The sequence below is a fragment of the Pinirhizobacter sp. genome (assembly GCF_035317885.1).
Taxonomy (GTDB): Bacteria; Pseudomonadota; Gammaproteobacteria; order Xanthomonadales; family Rhodanobacteraceae; genus Pinirhizobacter.
This window is the reverse complement of record NZ_DATHFX010000160.1, coordinates 1-13,697: the sequence shown is the minus strand read 5'-3', so window position 1 is coordinate 13,697 and position 13,697 is coordinate 1. Positions and strand designations below refer to the sequence as shown.

The 13,697-nt window shown below is 64.4% G+C and carries 14 protein-coding genes; 7 read left to right on the top strand and 7 right to left on the bottom strand.

Annotated elements, in window-relative coordinates; translation table 11 throughout:
• The first annotated feature begins 7 nt into the window (after nucleotides 1-7).
• Nucleotides 8-106 carry a pilin gene (locus tag VK519_RS17835; protein WP_414692698.1) on the top strand — a complete coding sequence of 33 codons (99 nt, stop codon included), beginning with the start codon at nucleotides 8-10 and terminating at the stop codon, nucleotides 104-106.
• 43 nt (nucleotides 107-149) lie between these two features.
• On the opposite strand, the gene VK519_RS04870 is transcribed toward VK519_RS17835, so the two are convergent.
• From VK519_RS04870 to VK519_RS04860, 3 genes are all read right to left on the bottom strand, one after another.
• Nucleotides 150-488, bottom strand: coding sequence for a hypothetical protein (locus tag VK519_RS04870; protein ID WP_324348008.1), 339 nt, complete (start codon nucleotides 486-488; stop codon nucleotides 150-152).
• A gap of 47 nt (nucleotides 489-535) precedes the next feature.
• Complete coding sequence (locus VK519_RS04865; RefSeq protein ID WP_324348007.1) at nucleotides 536-1,357, bottom strand: alpha/beta fold hydrolase; 822 nt, start codon at nucleotides 1,355-1,357, stop codon at nucleotides 536-538.
• A 110-nt stretch (nucleotides 1,358-1,467) separates the two neighbouring features.
• Nucleotides 1,468-2,340, bottom strand: coding sequence for an NmrA family NAD(P)-binding protein (locus tag VK519_RS04860; protein WP_324348006.1), 873 nt, complete (start codon nucleotides 2,338-2,340; stop codon nucleotides 1,468-1,470).
• A gap of 99 nt (nucleotides 2,341-2,439) precedes the next feature.
• Between VK519_RS04860 and VK519_RS04855 the strand changes: the two genes are divergently transcribed.
• Together VK519_RS04855 and VK519_RS04850 are read left to right on the top strand one after the other, a co-directional pair.
• Nucleotides 2,440-3,384 carry a LysR family transcriptional regulator gene (locus VK519_RS04855; protein ID WP_324348005.1) on the top strand — a complete coding sequence of 315 codons (945 nt, stop codon included), beginning with the start codon at nucleotides 2,440-2,442 and terminating at the stop codon, nucleotides 3,382-3,384.
• A gap of 43 nt (nucleotides 3,385-3,427) precedes the next feature.
• Complete coding sequence (locus tag VK519_RS04850) at nucleotides 3,428-4,657, top strand: alpha/beta hydrolase-fold protein (protein ID WP_324348004.1); 1,230 nt, start codon at nucleotides 3,428-3,430, stop codon at nucleotides 4,655-4,657.
• Between the two features lie 7 nt (nucleotides 4,658-4,664).
• On the opposite strand, the gene VK519_RS04845 is transcribed toward VK519_RS04850, so the two are convergent.
• Both VK519_RS04845 and VK519_RS04840 read right to left on the bottom strand, forming a co-directional pair.
• A complete protein-coding gene (locus VK519_RS04845) occupies nucleotides 4,665-6,239 on the bottom strand; it encodes a carboxylesterase/lipase family protein (protein WP_324348003.1) in 1,575 nt (524 codons plus the stop codon).
• Nucleotides 6,240-6,344: 105 nt separating this feature from the next.
• Nucleotides 6,345-7,484 (bottom strand): alpha/beta fold hydrolase, encoded by a 1,140-nt coding sequence (locus VK519_RS04840; protein WP_324348002.1) that lies wholly within the window; start codon nucleotides 7,482-7,484, stop codon nucleotides 6,345-6,347.
• A 208-nt stretch (nucleotides 7,485-7,692) separates the two neighbouring features.
• Between VK519_RS04840 and VK519_RS04835 the strand changes: the two genes are divergently transcribed.
• On the top strand, nucleotides 7,693-8,556 hold the full coding sequence (locus tag VK519_RS04835) for a class I SAM-dependent methyltransferase (protein WP_324348001.1): 864 nt from the start codon (nucleotides 7,693-7,695) through the stop codon (nucleotides 8,554-8,556).
• The gene (locus VK519_RS04830; protein WP_324348000.1) at nucleotides 8,550-9,620 is read left to right on the top strand and encodes an NAD(P)H-dependent flavin oxidoreductase; all 1,071 of its coding nucleotides are present in this window, start codon (nucleotides 8,550-8,552) and stop codon (nucleotides 9,618-9,620) included. Before VK519_RS04835 ends, VK519_RS04830 begins: the two co-directional genes overlap by 7 nt.
• A 15-nt stretch (nucleotides 9,621-9,635) precedes the next feature.
• On the opposite strand, the gene VK519_RS04825 is transcribed toward VK519_RS04830, so the two are convergent.
• Nucleotides 9,636-9,884 (bottom strand): hypothetical protein, encoded by a 249-nt coding sequence (locus VK519_RS04825; RefSeq protein ID WP_324347999.1) that lies wholly within the window; start codon nucleotides 9,882-9,884, stop codon nucleotides 9,636-9,638.
• A gap of 212 nt (nucleotides 9,885-10,096) precedes the next feature.
• On the opposite strand from VK519_RS04825, the gene VK519_RS04820 reads away from it, so the two are divergent.
• Nucleotides 10,097-10,702 carry a GIY-YIG nuclease family protein gene (locus VK519_RS04820; RefSeq protein ID WP_324347998.1) on the top strand — a complete coding sequence of 202 codons (606 nt, stop codon included), beginning with the start codon at nucleotides 10,097-10,099 and terminating at the stop codon, nucleotides 10,700-10,702.
• On the opposite strand, the gene VK519_RS04815 is transcribed toward VK519_RS04820, so the two are convergent.
• Nucleotides 10,703-11,497 (bottom strand): CHAD domain-containing protein, encoded by a 795-nt coding sequence (locus VK519_RS04815; protein ID WP_324347997.1) that lies wholly within the window; start codon nucleotides 11,495-11,497, stop codon nucleotides 10,703-10,705.
• 154 nt (nucleotides 11,498-11,651) lie between these two features.
• On the opposite strand from VK519_RS04815, the gene VK519_RS04810 reads away from it, so the two are divergent.
• Entirely contained in the window at nucleotides 11,652-13,565 is a 1,914-nt protein-coding gene (locus VK519_RS04810; RefSeq protein WP_324347996.1) for a CocE/NonD family hydrolase, read from the top strand.
• Nucleotides 13,566-13,697 lie beyond the last annotated feature (132 nt).

The following is a 13,697-nucleotide window of genomic DNA, read 5'->3' as shown; positions in this document are numbered from 1 at the left end:
CAAGTACCTGCAGCTGGCATCTACGGCCTCCGGTGGGCAGCTCACCTGGAAGTGCAACGCGGACGGCACGTTGGAAGCCAAATACTTTCCGCTGTCCTGCCGGTAGCCTGACCAACGCATATCCGCCGCCGGGCCTTATCGCCCGGCGGCTACGTCTTGCTCGTTGCCGTGATGGCATAGGTGATGAAGATGGCCACGAACACCATGCCGCAAATGGCCAGGGTGAATGACACGTCCGCTATGCGTTCAACGCGAATCATCCGTTGTTGCGTGCTTGCCCGAAGGGCGAAGTAGGACGAAAAGAAAGCGATCAGGAATAGCAGGGCATCGAAGGCCACGAAGTCGTCGGCCAGGGTGTCGACGTTGCGCAGCGTGATCACGATGCGCAACAGGCTGATCACCGTCAGGCACACGCCCACCATGCCGGCCGATGCGCTGAAGATATGCCGGCAAAGCTCGGGGTCGAGGTCAGTCTTTTTCCAGCGCATCGCTTATCCCTGGTATCGCGCCATGGGCCGGAGCCCAGCCGCCTTTCTCAGCTGCGGAAGAATTCCAGTAAATCGGCGTTGATCACGTCCGGGTGCGTGGTGCACATGCCATGAGGATAGCCCTTGTACACCTTCAGCGTACCGTGCTTGAGGAGTTTCACCGACAACAGCGCGGAGTCTGCGATGGGGACGATCTGGTCGTCGTCACCGTGCAGCACAAGCACCGGCACGTCGATGTTCTTCAGGTCGTCGGTGAAATCCGTTTCCGAAAATGCCTTGATGCAGTCGTAGTGGGCCTTCGCTCCGCCGATCATGCCCTGGCGCCACCAGTTGCCCATGATGCCTTCCGATGGCTTCGCACCATCGCGGTTGTAGCCGTAGAAGGGGAAGGGCACTTCCTTGTAGAACTGGGCGCGATTGGCGGCGAGCTGGGCACGGAAATCGTCGAACACGGCCAGTGGGAGACCACCAGGGTTGCTATCGCTCTTGACCATCACCGGCGGGACCGCGCCGATCAGCGCTGCCTTGGCCACCCGGCCGGCACCGTGCCGCGCCACGTAGCGGGCGACCTCGCCACCACCGGTGGAATGGCCGACGTGGATGGCGTCGCGCAAATTCAGATGTTTCACCAGGGCAGCGACGTCGGCTGCATAGGTGTCCATGTCGTTGCCGGTATCCGTCTGCGTGGAGCGTCCATGGCCGCGCCGGTCGTGGGCGATCACACGGTAGCCCTGGTGCAGGAAGAACAGCATCTGCGCGTCCCAGTCGTCCGCGCACAGCGGCCAGCCATGGTGGAAGACGATCGGCTGGCCCGTACCCCAATCCTTGTAGAAAATCTCGGTGCCGTCGGTGGTGGTGATGGTGCGCATGAGCGTGTCCTTCGATGGCGCCGCGACATGCCCGCGGCAATGGCCCCCAGCAGGCTACGACAGCATGCTTTCACCATCGCTACAATTCGACCATTCGCCAGATAGGGCCGCTACGCCGGCCCCGCGCCAGCAACCAGCACGTCAATCACGGCCTGCACGGACGTTGTCCCCTTGCGCACCTGCGTGCCGGTGCCTTCGAAGGCGATCCATTCCTCGTTGAAGCCGTCGACCATGCGTGCCCGCGGCGCGGGATGGTGCATGCCTTGCGCGGCGAAAATGGTTTCCCACGTGTCGCGCGGCACCACCACGGGCTTCACCTCGCGGCCCGTCGCGCTGGCGAACGCTTGGGCCAGGTCGTTGGGTGAAACGCGCCGTGGCCCTTCCAGCTCGACGATGCGGACACCGTCCCACGTGTCGTGCAACAGCTCGGCCGCGACGAGGGCAATGTCACGCGTGGCGACCATGGGCACGGGCTTGTCCAGCGGCTGCAGGAAGCTGTGCAGAACGCCTTGATCGCGCGCGCTGGCGACATCCCACGCCGCGTTTTCCATGAACCAGGCGGCACGCAGCATTGCCACCGGGACGGGCAGATGCCTGAATGCGTGCTCCACCAGGCCCAACTGGCTGAGCAGGTTCGTCTCTTGCGCCTGTGCCCCGATGGTGGACAGCAACACCACCTTCGGTGGCCGTGCGATGTCGATCGCGCGAACGAGGCTGGCGATGACGGGGTAGAGATCCGGAAATCCCGGTGACGGATCGAAGTTGGGTGGAATCAGCACGAACACGCCTTCGGTGCCGCTGAAGGCTTTCGCCAGGGCGTCGCTATCGGCGATGTCGGCCTCGGCCAGTTCGCAGCCCCGCACGGCCCAGGGCTGGGCCTTGGCGGGGTTGCGCACGACGGCGCGTACGGCGGCGCCCTGGTTGAGCAAGTGGTTGGCCAGCGCGCTGCCGACCTGGCCAGTAATACCTGTGATGGCGTACATGGGAATGCCTTGGTAGGGGAGTGGGCAAAAGGTTACGATGCGCCCATGGCGAACTGAAGATCATCAAGATCACGATATCCATGACAGAAAATCATCAATATGCAAACCGATAACCGGCTGCTCAATGGCGCCAGCGTATTCCTGGCGGTGGTGGAAAGCGGCAGTTTTGCCCGTGCGGCGGTTGTGCTGGGCATGACGTCTTCGGGTGTCAGCCGCGCGGTGGCAAGGCTTGAGCAGCGAGTGGGGGTGCGCCTGCTGCACCGGACCACGCGCGCGGTGCGCGCGACCGCCGAGGGCGAACGCTTCTATGAAGAAGTGGCACCCCTGTTGGCCGGCATCCAGGCCGCCGCCGAACACGCCGGTGGCGCGTCCGGACAGGTGCGTGGCCATCTGCGGGTGCGCGCCGATGGGCTTTTCTCACGCGTCGTCCTGGCACCACGGATCGGCGAGCTGCTGGCGTTGTATCCGGAACTCAACATTGAACTGCAGACACACGAGGACGTCGGCGACCTGGTAGCCGATGGCATCGACGTGGCTGTGCGTTTCGGCGAACCGGCGTCGTCGAACCTGGTGACGCGCCGGCTACTTTCCACACGCGTGCTCACCGTGGCCTCTCCGGCTTACCTTGAACGGCATGGGCGTCCCAAACGTCCGCAGGACTTGCTGCAGCATCGCTGCATCCAGTATCGCGACGCATCGTCAGGGCGGCCCTTCTCGTGGGAATTCCACCGACAAGGCAAGGTGCTGCCAGTGGCCGTGCCGTTCTCGTTGTTGGTCTCCGATGTGGGCGCCAAGCTCGAGGCATGCCTGGCCGGTGCCGGGATTACCCAGGTGCTGGCGCTGGGTATGCAACCGCTGCTTGCCGAGGGCCGGCTGGTCGAACTTTTCCCGGACTGGCCCGGCGAAGTATTTCCGCTCCACGCGTTCTATCCTTCGCGAAGGCATCCACCGGCGAAGGTGCGGGCCTTCATCGATTTCTGCCTCGCGCTGGTGGGCCAGGGCGACACCATCGACACAGCGCGGCGGTTTCCGGGGTCAGAGTGAATACTCTGACCCCCAACAAGGCAACGCAAGGAGACTTCCGACAATGACTTCCGACGTATTCCGTGGCTGGCGCATGATCCTTGGCGTGGCCGTCCTTGGCATGGCTGTGTCATGGACAAGCCCGGCGCAGGACGCTGGGCAGTTCAAGCCCGCGCCCACCAACGTGTACGGGGCGGAATACCCCCGGGTGTCGGCGGACTCGCGCGTGCAGTTCCAACTGGCGGCGCCCGCGGCCCGCGCCGTGCAGGTAGAGATGTGGGGCCATCCGAAAATGGACCTTGCCAAGGGGGCCGATGGCACCTGGACCGTGACCACGCCGCCCGTGGTGCCGGGTTTCCACTACTACAACTTCTGGGTCGATGGCATGAAGGCCAACGACCTGGGCAGCCATGCATTTTTCGGCGCGCTCTACGACGCCAGTGGCATCGAAGTGCCGGAGAAAGGCGTCGATTACTACCTGCCGCGGGACGTGCCGCACGGCCAGGTGCGCGAACACTGGTATCACTCGTCCGTCACCGGTGCGTGGCGACGTGCCATGGTCTACACGCCACCAGGCTACGACACGAAAAACACGCGTTATCCGGTTCTGTATCTCCAGCACGGCGCGGGCGAGGACGAAACCGGCTGGAGCCGGCAGGGCCGCGCCAACTTCATCATGGACAACCTGATCGCCGAGGGCCGTGCGGTACCGATGATCCTGGTGATGGACAACGACTACGCCACGCGAGCCGGCAGCGTGGATGTCGACACGAACAAGCTGCCGAAGGATCCGGAGGCCCGCAGTCGCTCGATCCATGAACTGGCCGATACCTTCGGCGATGTCGTCACCCGTGACCTCATCCCCTCGATCGACAGTTCATTCCGCACACTTACCGATCGTGACCACCGTGCGCTGGCCGGGCTATCGATGGGTGGCATGCTGGCCGTGCCCCTGGCCCTTCGCCAAGCCGATCTATTCTCGTACCTGGGTGTTTTCAGCAGCGCGCCGATCGAGTTTTTTGGCGGCAAGCTCGACATCGATACGAAGAAGGATTTCGACGGGGCATTCGCCGATCCTGCTGCCTTCGCCGGGCGCTTCCACTTGTTGTGGCTGGGCATCGGCACCGAGGAAGAGCCGTTCATCCACGATCCGGCGTTGCATTTCCACGCGGCGCTGGACAAGGCGGGTATTGCCCACCGGTTCTACCAGTCGCCTGGAACGGCCCACGAGTGGCTTACCTGGCGGCGCGACCTGCACGAGTTCGCGCCGCTGTTGTTCCGCGACAAGCGCTAAAAGCGCTTCACGGCTCCTTCGCCTCTTCATCGATCACCGATTTCAGCACGGCCTGTCGCGCAGTGTGTGGGTCGGCTTGCGTGCGCGAGTGGGCGTCGATGGTTTGCCGCAACAGGCCTCCGTCGTGTTCGGCCAATGCCGGCCACGCCGGCAGGCCCTTGCCGTTGGGATCGCCATGGATGATGAAATTGGCGAAGTACGACTGCATCACGTGCGAGGTGGTGCGGTCGGCATCCGTCCACGCGAAGACCAGGTTGCCGTCGAGATTGCCCAGTGCATATTCGATCTCGGCGCTGTGCACGGCACCCGCATCGGGGCGATCGCCAGATGCAGGCTTGCGCTTGGCCGGGCGTGGCTGTGCGTAGTAGTAGAACCAGACCGGCGCCTTGCCGGTGCGATGTTGCAGCTCCATCCAGCGCCAGGTGGAGTGGGCAATGAAGAGGTCCGATGACAGGTCGGTACACGACTTGAGCGCCTGGGCATCGCTGCTGGCGGGATACTGGGCGAGGATTTTCCCGGCGTTGGCACCGAAGCGTGATGCCACGTACTGGCGGTAGTTTTTCGCACTAGGCGGGATATCCTTCAGCAGTTCCGCGCAGGCACCCTCCTGCGAATTGGAACCGAGCAGCAGTGGCACATCGGACTGCTGGTGGGCCTGGAAGGTTTCTTCAGGCGGCTGGGTGAGGAACCGTCCGTCAATAACCGGTCCCCAGTGGAAGTTCTTTTGTATGCGCGCGGCCTCGAGCAGTTCGCTGGCGGACATGGCGCGAAGTTCGGCGATGGAAGGCTTGCCAATGGCGGCTGCGAACCGTTCGGTCAGGGCCTCGCCCAAGGCACGGTCGGGGGGCGCGAGCGGCGCGAACATGGCCCCGCTCTCGCCGATGGCCCTGGCGAACAGACCGCGCGACAGCTTCGATGCCATGTGCGCGCTCACCGACATGGAGCCGGCCGATTCGCCGGCGATGGTGACCTGCGCCGGGTCGCCGCCGAACGCGGCGATGTTGGCCTTCACCCATTGCAGTGCGGCCGTCTGGTCCATCAGGCCATAGTTGCCCGAGGCATGGTCGGGTGATTCGGCGGTGAGCGCGGGATGGGCAATGAATCCGAACACGCCAAGACGGTAATTCACCGTGACGGTAACGATGCCCCGTGTGGCCAGACTGGCGCCGTCGTAGCGCTTCTCCGAGCCGTCGCCGCCGTTGAAACCACCGCCATAGAAATACACAAGCACCGGGAGTTTGCCGCCGGCATGCCTGGCCGGTGTCCACACATTGAGGTACAGGCAGTCTTCGGACATGCCGTTGGAGCGGAACACCATGTCGTCGTACAAGCCCAGTTGCATGCACTGCGCGCCGAAGGCCTGGGCCTGGCGCACGCCCTGCCAGTTGGCCGCGGGTTGCGGCGGCTTCCAGCGCAGCGCGCCTACAGGCGGAGCGGCGAAGGGAATGCCGAGGAATTCATCCAGTGCCACGCCTTCGACGGTGGCGGATTTGCCCTCCAGCGGGCCGCTGGCCGTGGACGCCGCGGGAGGCGCGGCCCGGCTATCGGTAGCGGTGACAGCCAGGGCCAGGAAAAGCACCATCGGAAGCCAAGCCTTCGCCATCATCGTGCCTTGCGTTCGGGAGACCGCCAAAGAGTAACCCCTGGCCAGTCCCCAGTGCAGGGCATGGCACCCACAATTGTTGGCTCAATGCTCCACGATATCCGCGGGGGCCACGTCGCCCGCCTCGACTGCATAGGGCCGTGCGTCGTGCACCAGGTGATCGAGGAAGCGGCCTGGTTGCTCCTGCATCACCATGTGCGCGGAATCCTCGAACCACACGAGTTCCTTCGCCGGTGCCTTGATCGTCTTGAACCAGTCCGCGGCGATACTGTCCGGCACCGTCTCGTCGTGCCGTCCCTCGAACAGGAATACCGGACACTCGAAGGTCATGCCATCGGCGAAGCGATAGTGCATGAGCAGCGGAAGCAGGTGCTCAAGTGAGAACTTGCTGCCCTTGCCGATGGCGTTGACGTCTTCGTCGTCGTACTCGGGCGCCAGCTGCCAGGCATCGGCGTCGTAATTGAATCCGTCCCGGTTGAAGGCCAGGCCACCGTATGCGCTCGACCACTGGCGAACTACACCGATCTCCTGCAGGGTGACCGGTCGCGAGGGGTTGGGGTAGGTGCCCAGTGCCTTGAGCGCGTCGATGGCTTTCTGGTCGTGGCGTGCCTTGGCTTGCTCCATGGCGAAGCGGTAGACCTCGGCCTCGTTCCTGGGCATGTCGATCATCTGGCCCACGCCAATGTACGCGTAGAGCAGTTCCGGATGCTGGTGCGCCAGGTTCAGGCCAAGGATGCTTCCCCAGGAATGGCCGATCACGAAGATCTTGCGCTTGCCATAGGTTTTGCGCAGGTATTGCACCACGGCCGTGGCGTCGTTGGTCATCTGCTCGACCGTCATGCCGGCCTCGACGGCCTTGGGATCGTTGGCGCGGTAGGTCTTGCCTGCGCCGCGCTGGTCCCACTGCACCACGGTGAAGAAATCCTCCCACGGTTGCTGGAAGGTATAGGACAACGGCATGTCGGGCGACGCCGGTCCACCATGGATAAACAGCAGCACCGGGTTGCGGGTGTCATTGCCGCGCACCGAGATCCACTGCTTGGTGCCGTTGACGTCAATCGCTTTCAGTTCCTGCACGCCATGCGGGCTCACCACCTTGTGCGACGCGGCGATGATGTCGCGAGCGGTTTGCTGGGTGAAGGGCGGGTCGGCCATGGCGAGCGCCGGCAGGGCTGCCATCATCGCGATAAACACAAACGGCAGGGGACGTAGAAAACCAGGCATGGGGATATTTCCTTTGGAGTGGCTGGCCCACTGCAACCTGCATGCCATGGCGCATTTCGCCGCCTGCAGGCAAGGCCGGACCGACCGCGGACATTGGGCGCCGTCCGCGGACGGCACGCCATCGGACTTCCGGCACGGTATGGTCATGCCATCAACCGGGTATCGTTGCCCGCCTGCACGAGAAGAATCCTCCGGCACCTGCCACGCCATGCCTGCCTTGCTTGAACAACTTGAGCTTGATACGACGCTGCTGGAATGCCATCGGTTTGCCGATCGCGTGGACATGATCGATCGGCTCGATGAACTACTGATGCCCGGCTCGACTGATGGCGAGAATAATTTCGAACACCTGCATGTCCAGGCGCGCGACATGTTGGAGGCCTTGGAAGATGCCAATGCCCGCGTTTGCAAAGGCGTCCGGGATGCGGTGATGGGAGGTACGGGTAGTGCCTGCCTGCGTGCGTGGTTCGACACGCTCGGCGGGCCTGGCATGCAAGCCGATGGCTATGACCATGCCGATGCGCTGGTGGCGGGAATGTTCGACTTTGCCGCCGTCGATGCCAGCGGCGCGGCGCCAGGCCAGGACATGGTGTTCTACCAGCCCACCCCGGTGCGACACGTCGTGGCGATGGTCGACAGATTGGGACTGGGGCCGGACGACGTGCTGGTGGACCTGGGCTCGGGCCTGGGCCACGTGCCGATGTTGGCGAACATCCTTGCCGGCGCTTGCACCATCGGCATCGAACTGCAGGCGCCGCTGCTGGAGCGGGCGCGTGAAACGGCCCGGGCGCTGGGTTTGCACCGCGTGTCATTCCTGCACGGGGACGCCCGTGCGGCGGACTTCTCCAGGGGCACCGTCTTCTACCTGTATACGCCCTTCAAGGGTGCCGTCATGGACGAGGTGCTCGCCCGCCTGGCCGATGAAGCCAGGCGGCGACCGCTGCGTATTGCTACGTTCGGTCCGTGTACGTTGCGTGTTGGCGCGGAGCCATGGCTGGCATCGAGGGATGTACCCAGCGAGACCGCGGTTTGTGTGTTCCACCCGCGCTGTAGCACCATGGGGGCATGCTAGCTTTCCTGCCTTCCCTGATCCTCGAACGGCTTGGCATGCGCCTGCCGATCATCCAGGCGCCGATGGCCGGCGTCTCCACGCCCGCCATGGCCGCGGCGGTGGCCGAAGCCGGTGGGCTCGGTTCGCTCGGCGTCGGTGCGATGACAGCCAGGGCCGCCCGCGGTGCCATCGATGAGTTCGGCCAACGATCCGGCCGTGCCCTCAACGTCAACCTGTTCGTGCACCGGCCATCGCGCGAGCGGGCCGATGTCGAAGCGGCATGGCTGGCGCGCCTTGAACCTGAGTTCGCGCGTTTCGGCGGCAACCCGCCGGCACGGCTGGCCGAGATCTACCGCAGTTTCCAGGTTGATGACGATATGCTTGCCATGCTGCTGGAGACGAGGCCGGCCGTGGTGAGCTTTCATTTTGGTATTCCCGATGAAGGCAAGCTAAGGGCACTGCATGAGGCCGGCATCGTGCTGATGGCTTCGGCTACCAGCCTCGCCGAGGCACGAAGCATTGCCCAGACGCCCATCGACGTGATCGTGGCGCAGGGCTACGAGGCCGGCGGGCATCGCGGCATGTTTGATCCCGATGCCGTGGACGACGAACTGGGGATGATGGCTCTGGTGCGCACACTGGCGCGGCGCCTGGACAAACCCGTGGTCGCTGCGGGCGGCATCATGGATGGTGCGGGGATCAAGGCTGCATTGGAGCTTGGCGCGGTGGCCGCGCAACTGGGCACGGCCTTCGTTGCGTGCGACGAATCGCTGGCCGATGTTGCCTATCGGGAGAGCCTGCTGGGCGATGCCGCGCACCACACGGTGATGACGCGTGCCATTTCCGGCCGGCCGGCACGCTGCCTGGCCAATCGGTTCACGGCGCTGGGCGCTGGTGTCCGGGACGCGGATATTCCCGACTATCCCAGGACATACGATGCGGGCAAGGCGTTGCATGGGCTGGCGCGCGCGGCCGGGGAGGGCGGATATGGCGCGCAATGGGCTGGGCAGGGTGCGCCCTTGGCCCGGGCCATGTCGACTGCTGCGTTGATGAGTGCCCTTGAGGTGGAACTGGCCGCCGTTTAGCGGGACACCTTGAGGTTAGCCAAGGATAGCCGAGCCGGCGCCGATGGGCTCCAACTGGGGATCGAAGGTACGCCAGCGCCCGTCGCCACCCTGGATGCTGATGCAGGCGGTCACGCCGGACTTCACTTCGCGAGCGTTCGCAGACTCGCGGGCAAAGGCGAGGGCAGCCTGGCGGGAATCGAAGTTCCTGCGGCCATCGGTGGATATATCCACGTGCCAGTCGGCGGAGTCCGCCGGTTCGAAGGGAATTTCGTAGATGACCATCGGTGCAACTATTTGCGATGTTGATACACCGTAATGCCTTGATGTACTTGCTGGCGCCGCATCTGCGTGAGCATCGGCATCATGTGCATGAACATCGGTCATCACGTCCCTCCCCGGCGGGCATCATGGCGGGGGATTCACCCCGGTGCAATGTGCACCGCGTCATGGGTTTGTTCAGCCCGCGGTGTTTTGAGGTCCTAAACTTCATCTGCATGGAATCCGACCCCGGCCATCCCCGCTTCGCCTCGCGTGGACGCGCCTATGTCTACGTGCTGCCCTGTCGCCACGAAGACGTCCTGAAGGTGGGTTTCTCCCGGGATCCGTTCACGCGTTTCAACGACCTGCACCGGCGTTTCTTCGACTTCTTCGACCTTGACCGGGGCATGCTCGTGGCGGTGGACTACGTGAAGGATGCACGCCGGATCGAGCGTGCCCTGATCGAGCGATTTGCCGCGGACCACTGCGTGGCACCTTTAGTCGTTCGCGAAGCCGCGGCGGGGAAAACCGAGTGGTATCGCGGGGTGTCTCCTGCGGTCCATGCGCTGGCTGCGCAATTGGCGGGCGAAGGTGGCTTTGACGTGACCGCACCGTTGCGGCCCTGGTTGCTTGATCGCATCCGGGAGCGGGCGGACGCGCTCTATGACTGGTCAAGCCGCCTGCATGACATGGCCGGGGATGCCCGTGCGCATGGGGCGGATGCCGCGGACGTTGAGCGGGTGCTGATGGACACCCTGGATATGTGTGACCGGATCGGGCTTGCCGTGGACGCCCATGTCAGCGCCGAGGTGGCGCGCTGGTACCGGTTCGGCGGCAGGTGATCAGCCGCCCCGGCTACCGGGCTTGAGCTCGTCCCGGATGCGGCCGCGCAGATGGGGCAGGCGGGCAGGGTCGGCCACTTGCACCAGGGCGGTGCGCAATACCTGCAGGTCCTGGCGGAACCCCAGTTCGTTGGCCAGCCGTGTCAGCTCATGCAGTGTTTTTCCCTTGTGCGGGAGATGAGTGGCAGTGTGCGGCCCGACCTTCTTGTGCAGCTTGCGCAGGGTTTCCAGTTGCAGGCGCTGGCGACGCACGCGGCGGCGCCAGCGGTGCAGGCTGGCGGCCGTGGGCCTTGCGGCATGTTCATCGGCCATCGCATCGACCTTGCTGGTTGTCTTCTCCCAGGCCTTGCCCAGGGTTTTCGCACGCAACTGTGACCATGGCAGCGCCGAGATGGCCTGGCGGGCTGCGCGCAATTGATGGCAACGTCGCTTGAACCCCGGATCCCGGGCCAGTGCGTCGTCCAGCAGGGTGTCGCGCCGGCGCCGTAGCGCATCGGCCACGGCAAGCCATTCGTCGTGCCCGTCGGTGGCAAGCTTCTCCGCCGTGCCGATCACGGCCTGGGCATCGCGAAGCGAGGATAGGCTCGATGCCAGGCGCTGCAGGTCGCGGTCGACGGGCACCAGGGCGTCGCCGAAGGCCTTGTGGCAGAGGATCAAGGTGGCACGAAGGCGGCGGATCGCCTTGCGGGCCTGGTGCACGCCGCCGTGCCGGTCTTCCACGTTGCCCAGCGCGCGCATCGCCGCCCGGCATTGCCCATCGGCAATGGCCGCCAGTGCCTGGGCTACTGGTGTCACGTCGTGATCGGACATCGGCCCAGTGTAACAACTCGCCTACCGGTTCAATCAGTATCCAGCACGATCAGTATCGTGTCATGGACAAGTAACGCCACAGAATTGCAACTGTGCCCAAAATACCACACGATGCCGCCTCATCTACCGGAGTAAAGCCATGCGCCGCCTGCTGTTGCTCGCCCTCGGCCTTGCCGCCACTTCGCTGCAAGCGACCCAATACAGCGCGCTGCCAGACGAAACGCCGGCGCATTTCGTCGCCCCCACCCAGGGCATGGACTTTGAAAAACGCGACGTGATGATCCCCATGCGCGACGGTGCGAAACTGCACACGGTGATCCTGGTGCCCAAGGGTGCCCGGCGCGCAGCGATGCTGCTCACCCGCACGCCTTACAGCGCATCGGCCATGGCTAGCCGCGCGGTGAGCGGCAGCCTGGAGATGGTGCTGGCCGGCTACGACAACGCGGCCGACATCATCGTGCAGGACGGCTACATCCGTGTGCTGCAGGACATCCGCGGCAAATATGCCTCGGAAGGGGACTTCGTCATGAACCGGCCGCTGCGCGGGCCGCAAAACCCGACGCCGGTGGATGAATCCACCGATACCTACGACACCATCGACTGGTTGGTGAAGAACGTCCCCGAGTCCAATGGCAAGGTCGGCACGCTGGGCATTTCCTACGATGGCTTCGAGCCGCTGATGGCGCTGGTGAACCCGCACCCCGCGCTGAAGGTGTCGGTGCCGATGAACCCGATGGTGGACGGTTGGCGCGGCGACGACTGGTTCCACAATGGCGCCTTCCGCCAGACGATGCTGGCCTACATCCTGGACCACCAGTCGGTGCGCGGTGAGGGCGACGGGTGGTTCACCAACGACTTCGACGATTACGCCTCGTACCTGTCCGGGGGTTCGGCCGGCGATATCGCCCGCGCCCACGGCATGGACCAGCTTGGCTTCTGGCGGAAGATCGTGGCCCATCCTGCCTACGACGCGTTCTGGCAGGACCAGGCCCTGGACAAGCTGCTGGCCAAAGAGCCGTTGAAGGTGCCCACCATGCTGGTGCACTCGCTGTGGGACCAGGAAGACATCTATGGCGCGATGGCCGTGTACAGGGCGATCAAGCCCAAGGACACCGGCAACGACAAGGTGTTCCTGGTGATCGGGCCCTGGCACCACGGCCAGGAAATCGGAGAGGCCAGCAGCCTGGGCGCCGTAAAGTTCGGCAGCGACACCGGGTTGTCCTTTCGCCAGGACGTGTTGCGGCCCTTCCTTGCGCGCTACCTCAAGGACGATGCACCGAACGTTCAGATCGCGCCGGTCACCGCTTACCAGACCGGCACCAACCGTTGGCAGAAGCTTCAAGCCTGGCCCGGCTGCGAAGGTGCATGCGAACGTCCGTTGTACCTGGGCGCCGGCTCATCGCTTTCCTTCGCGAAGCCGAAGGACAAGGGCGGCGACCCATATGTTTCCGATCCTGCCAAGCCCGTGCCGTTCGTACCGCGCCCGGTACATGCTTCGGGCGATCCCTGGCGGCATTGGCTCACCACCGACCAGCGGATGTTCTCCGATCGCACGGATGTGCTTACTTTCACCACCGATGTACTGGATGCGCCGGTGGCGATCGCGGGCTCGCCCGTGGCGCATCTGGTGGCTTCGACTTCCGGCACCGACAGCGACTGGGTGGTGAAGCTGATCGATGTCTATCCCGGCCAGGTGGCATCGCAGCCGGAGATGGGCGGTTTCCAGTTGATGGTGGCAGGCGACATCTTCCGCGGACGCTACCGGCAAGGCCTGGACAAGCCAAAGCCGATCCCGGCCAATACGCCGCAGGAATATACCTTCGCGCTGCCAACGGCCAATCACGTGTTCCTGCCCGGTCACCGCATCATCGTGCAGGTGCAGTCCAGCTGGTTCCCGCTTTACGATCGCAACCCGCAAACGTACGTCGACAACATCTTCAATGCCAAGCCCGCGGACTATCGCCGGGCCACGCAGACGGTGTGGCATGGGCCTGGCGCGGAAAGCCGCATCGACCTGCCGGTGGTTCCCCTGGGAACGAAAGCTGGCAAGTAACGCCGTTTCAGGCCATGCCCATGCGCGGATCGCTTACACCAGGGCGGCCACTCTCCACGCGACCGGCGGCGCGCCAAAGCACGCCGCGGTCGTCGCTTACCGTCACATCGTGCCAGCCGTGCGATGGCGTGA

Bases quoted from the DNA above. Each gene is read 5' to 3' on its own strand.
- VK519_RS04835 (WP_324348001.1), top strand. From the start codon at position 7,693: ATGCCTGCCTTGCTTGAACAACTTGAGCTTGATACGACGCTGCTGGAA.
- VK519_RS04845 (WP_324348003.1), bottom strand. From the start codon at position 6,239: ATGGTGCTTTTCCTGGCCCTGGCTGTCACCGCTACCGATAGCCGGGCC.
- VK519_RS04825 (WP_324347999.1), bottom strand. From the start codon at position 9,884: ATGGTCATCTACGAAATTCCCTTCGAACCGGCGGACTCCGCCGACTGG.
- VK519_RS04855 (WP_324348005.1), top strand. From the start codon at position 2,440: ATGCAAACCGATAACCGGCTGCTCAATGGCGCCAGCGTATTCCTGGCG.
- VK519_RS04820 (WP_324347998.1), top strand. From the start codon at position 10,097: ATGGAATCCGACCCCGGCCATCCCCGCTTCGCCTCGCGTGGACGCGCC.
- VK519_RS04870 (WP_324348008.1), bottom strand. From the start codon at position 488: ATGCGCTGGAAAAAGACTGACCTCGACCCCGAGCTTTGCCGGCATATC.
- VK519_RS04810 (WP_324347996.1), top strand. From the start codon at position 11,652: ATGCGCCGCCTGCTGTTGCTCGCCCTCGGCCTTGCCGCCACTTCGCTG.
- VK519_RS04860 (WP_324348006.1), bottom strand. From the start codon at position 2,340: ATGTACGCCATCACAGGTATTACTGGCCAGGTCGGCAGCGCGCTGGCC.
- VK519_RS04850 (WP_324348004.1), top strand. From the start codon at position 3,428: ATGACTTCCGACGTATTCCGTGGCTGGCGCATGATCCTTGGCGTGGCC.
- VK519_RS04865 (WP_324348007.1), bottom strand. From the start codon at position 1,357: ATGCGCACCATCACCACCACCGACGGCACCGAGATTTTCTACAAGGAT.
- VK519_RS04830 (WP_324348000.1), top strand. From the start codon at position 8,550: ATGCTAGCTTTCCTGCCTTCCCTGATCCTCGAACGGCTTGGCATGCGC.
- VK519_RS04840 (WP_324348002.1), bottom strand. From the start codon at position 7,484: ATGCCTGGTTTTCTACGTCCCCTGCCGTTTGTGTTTATCGCGATGATG.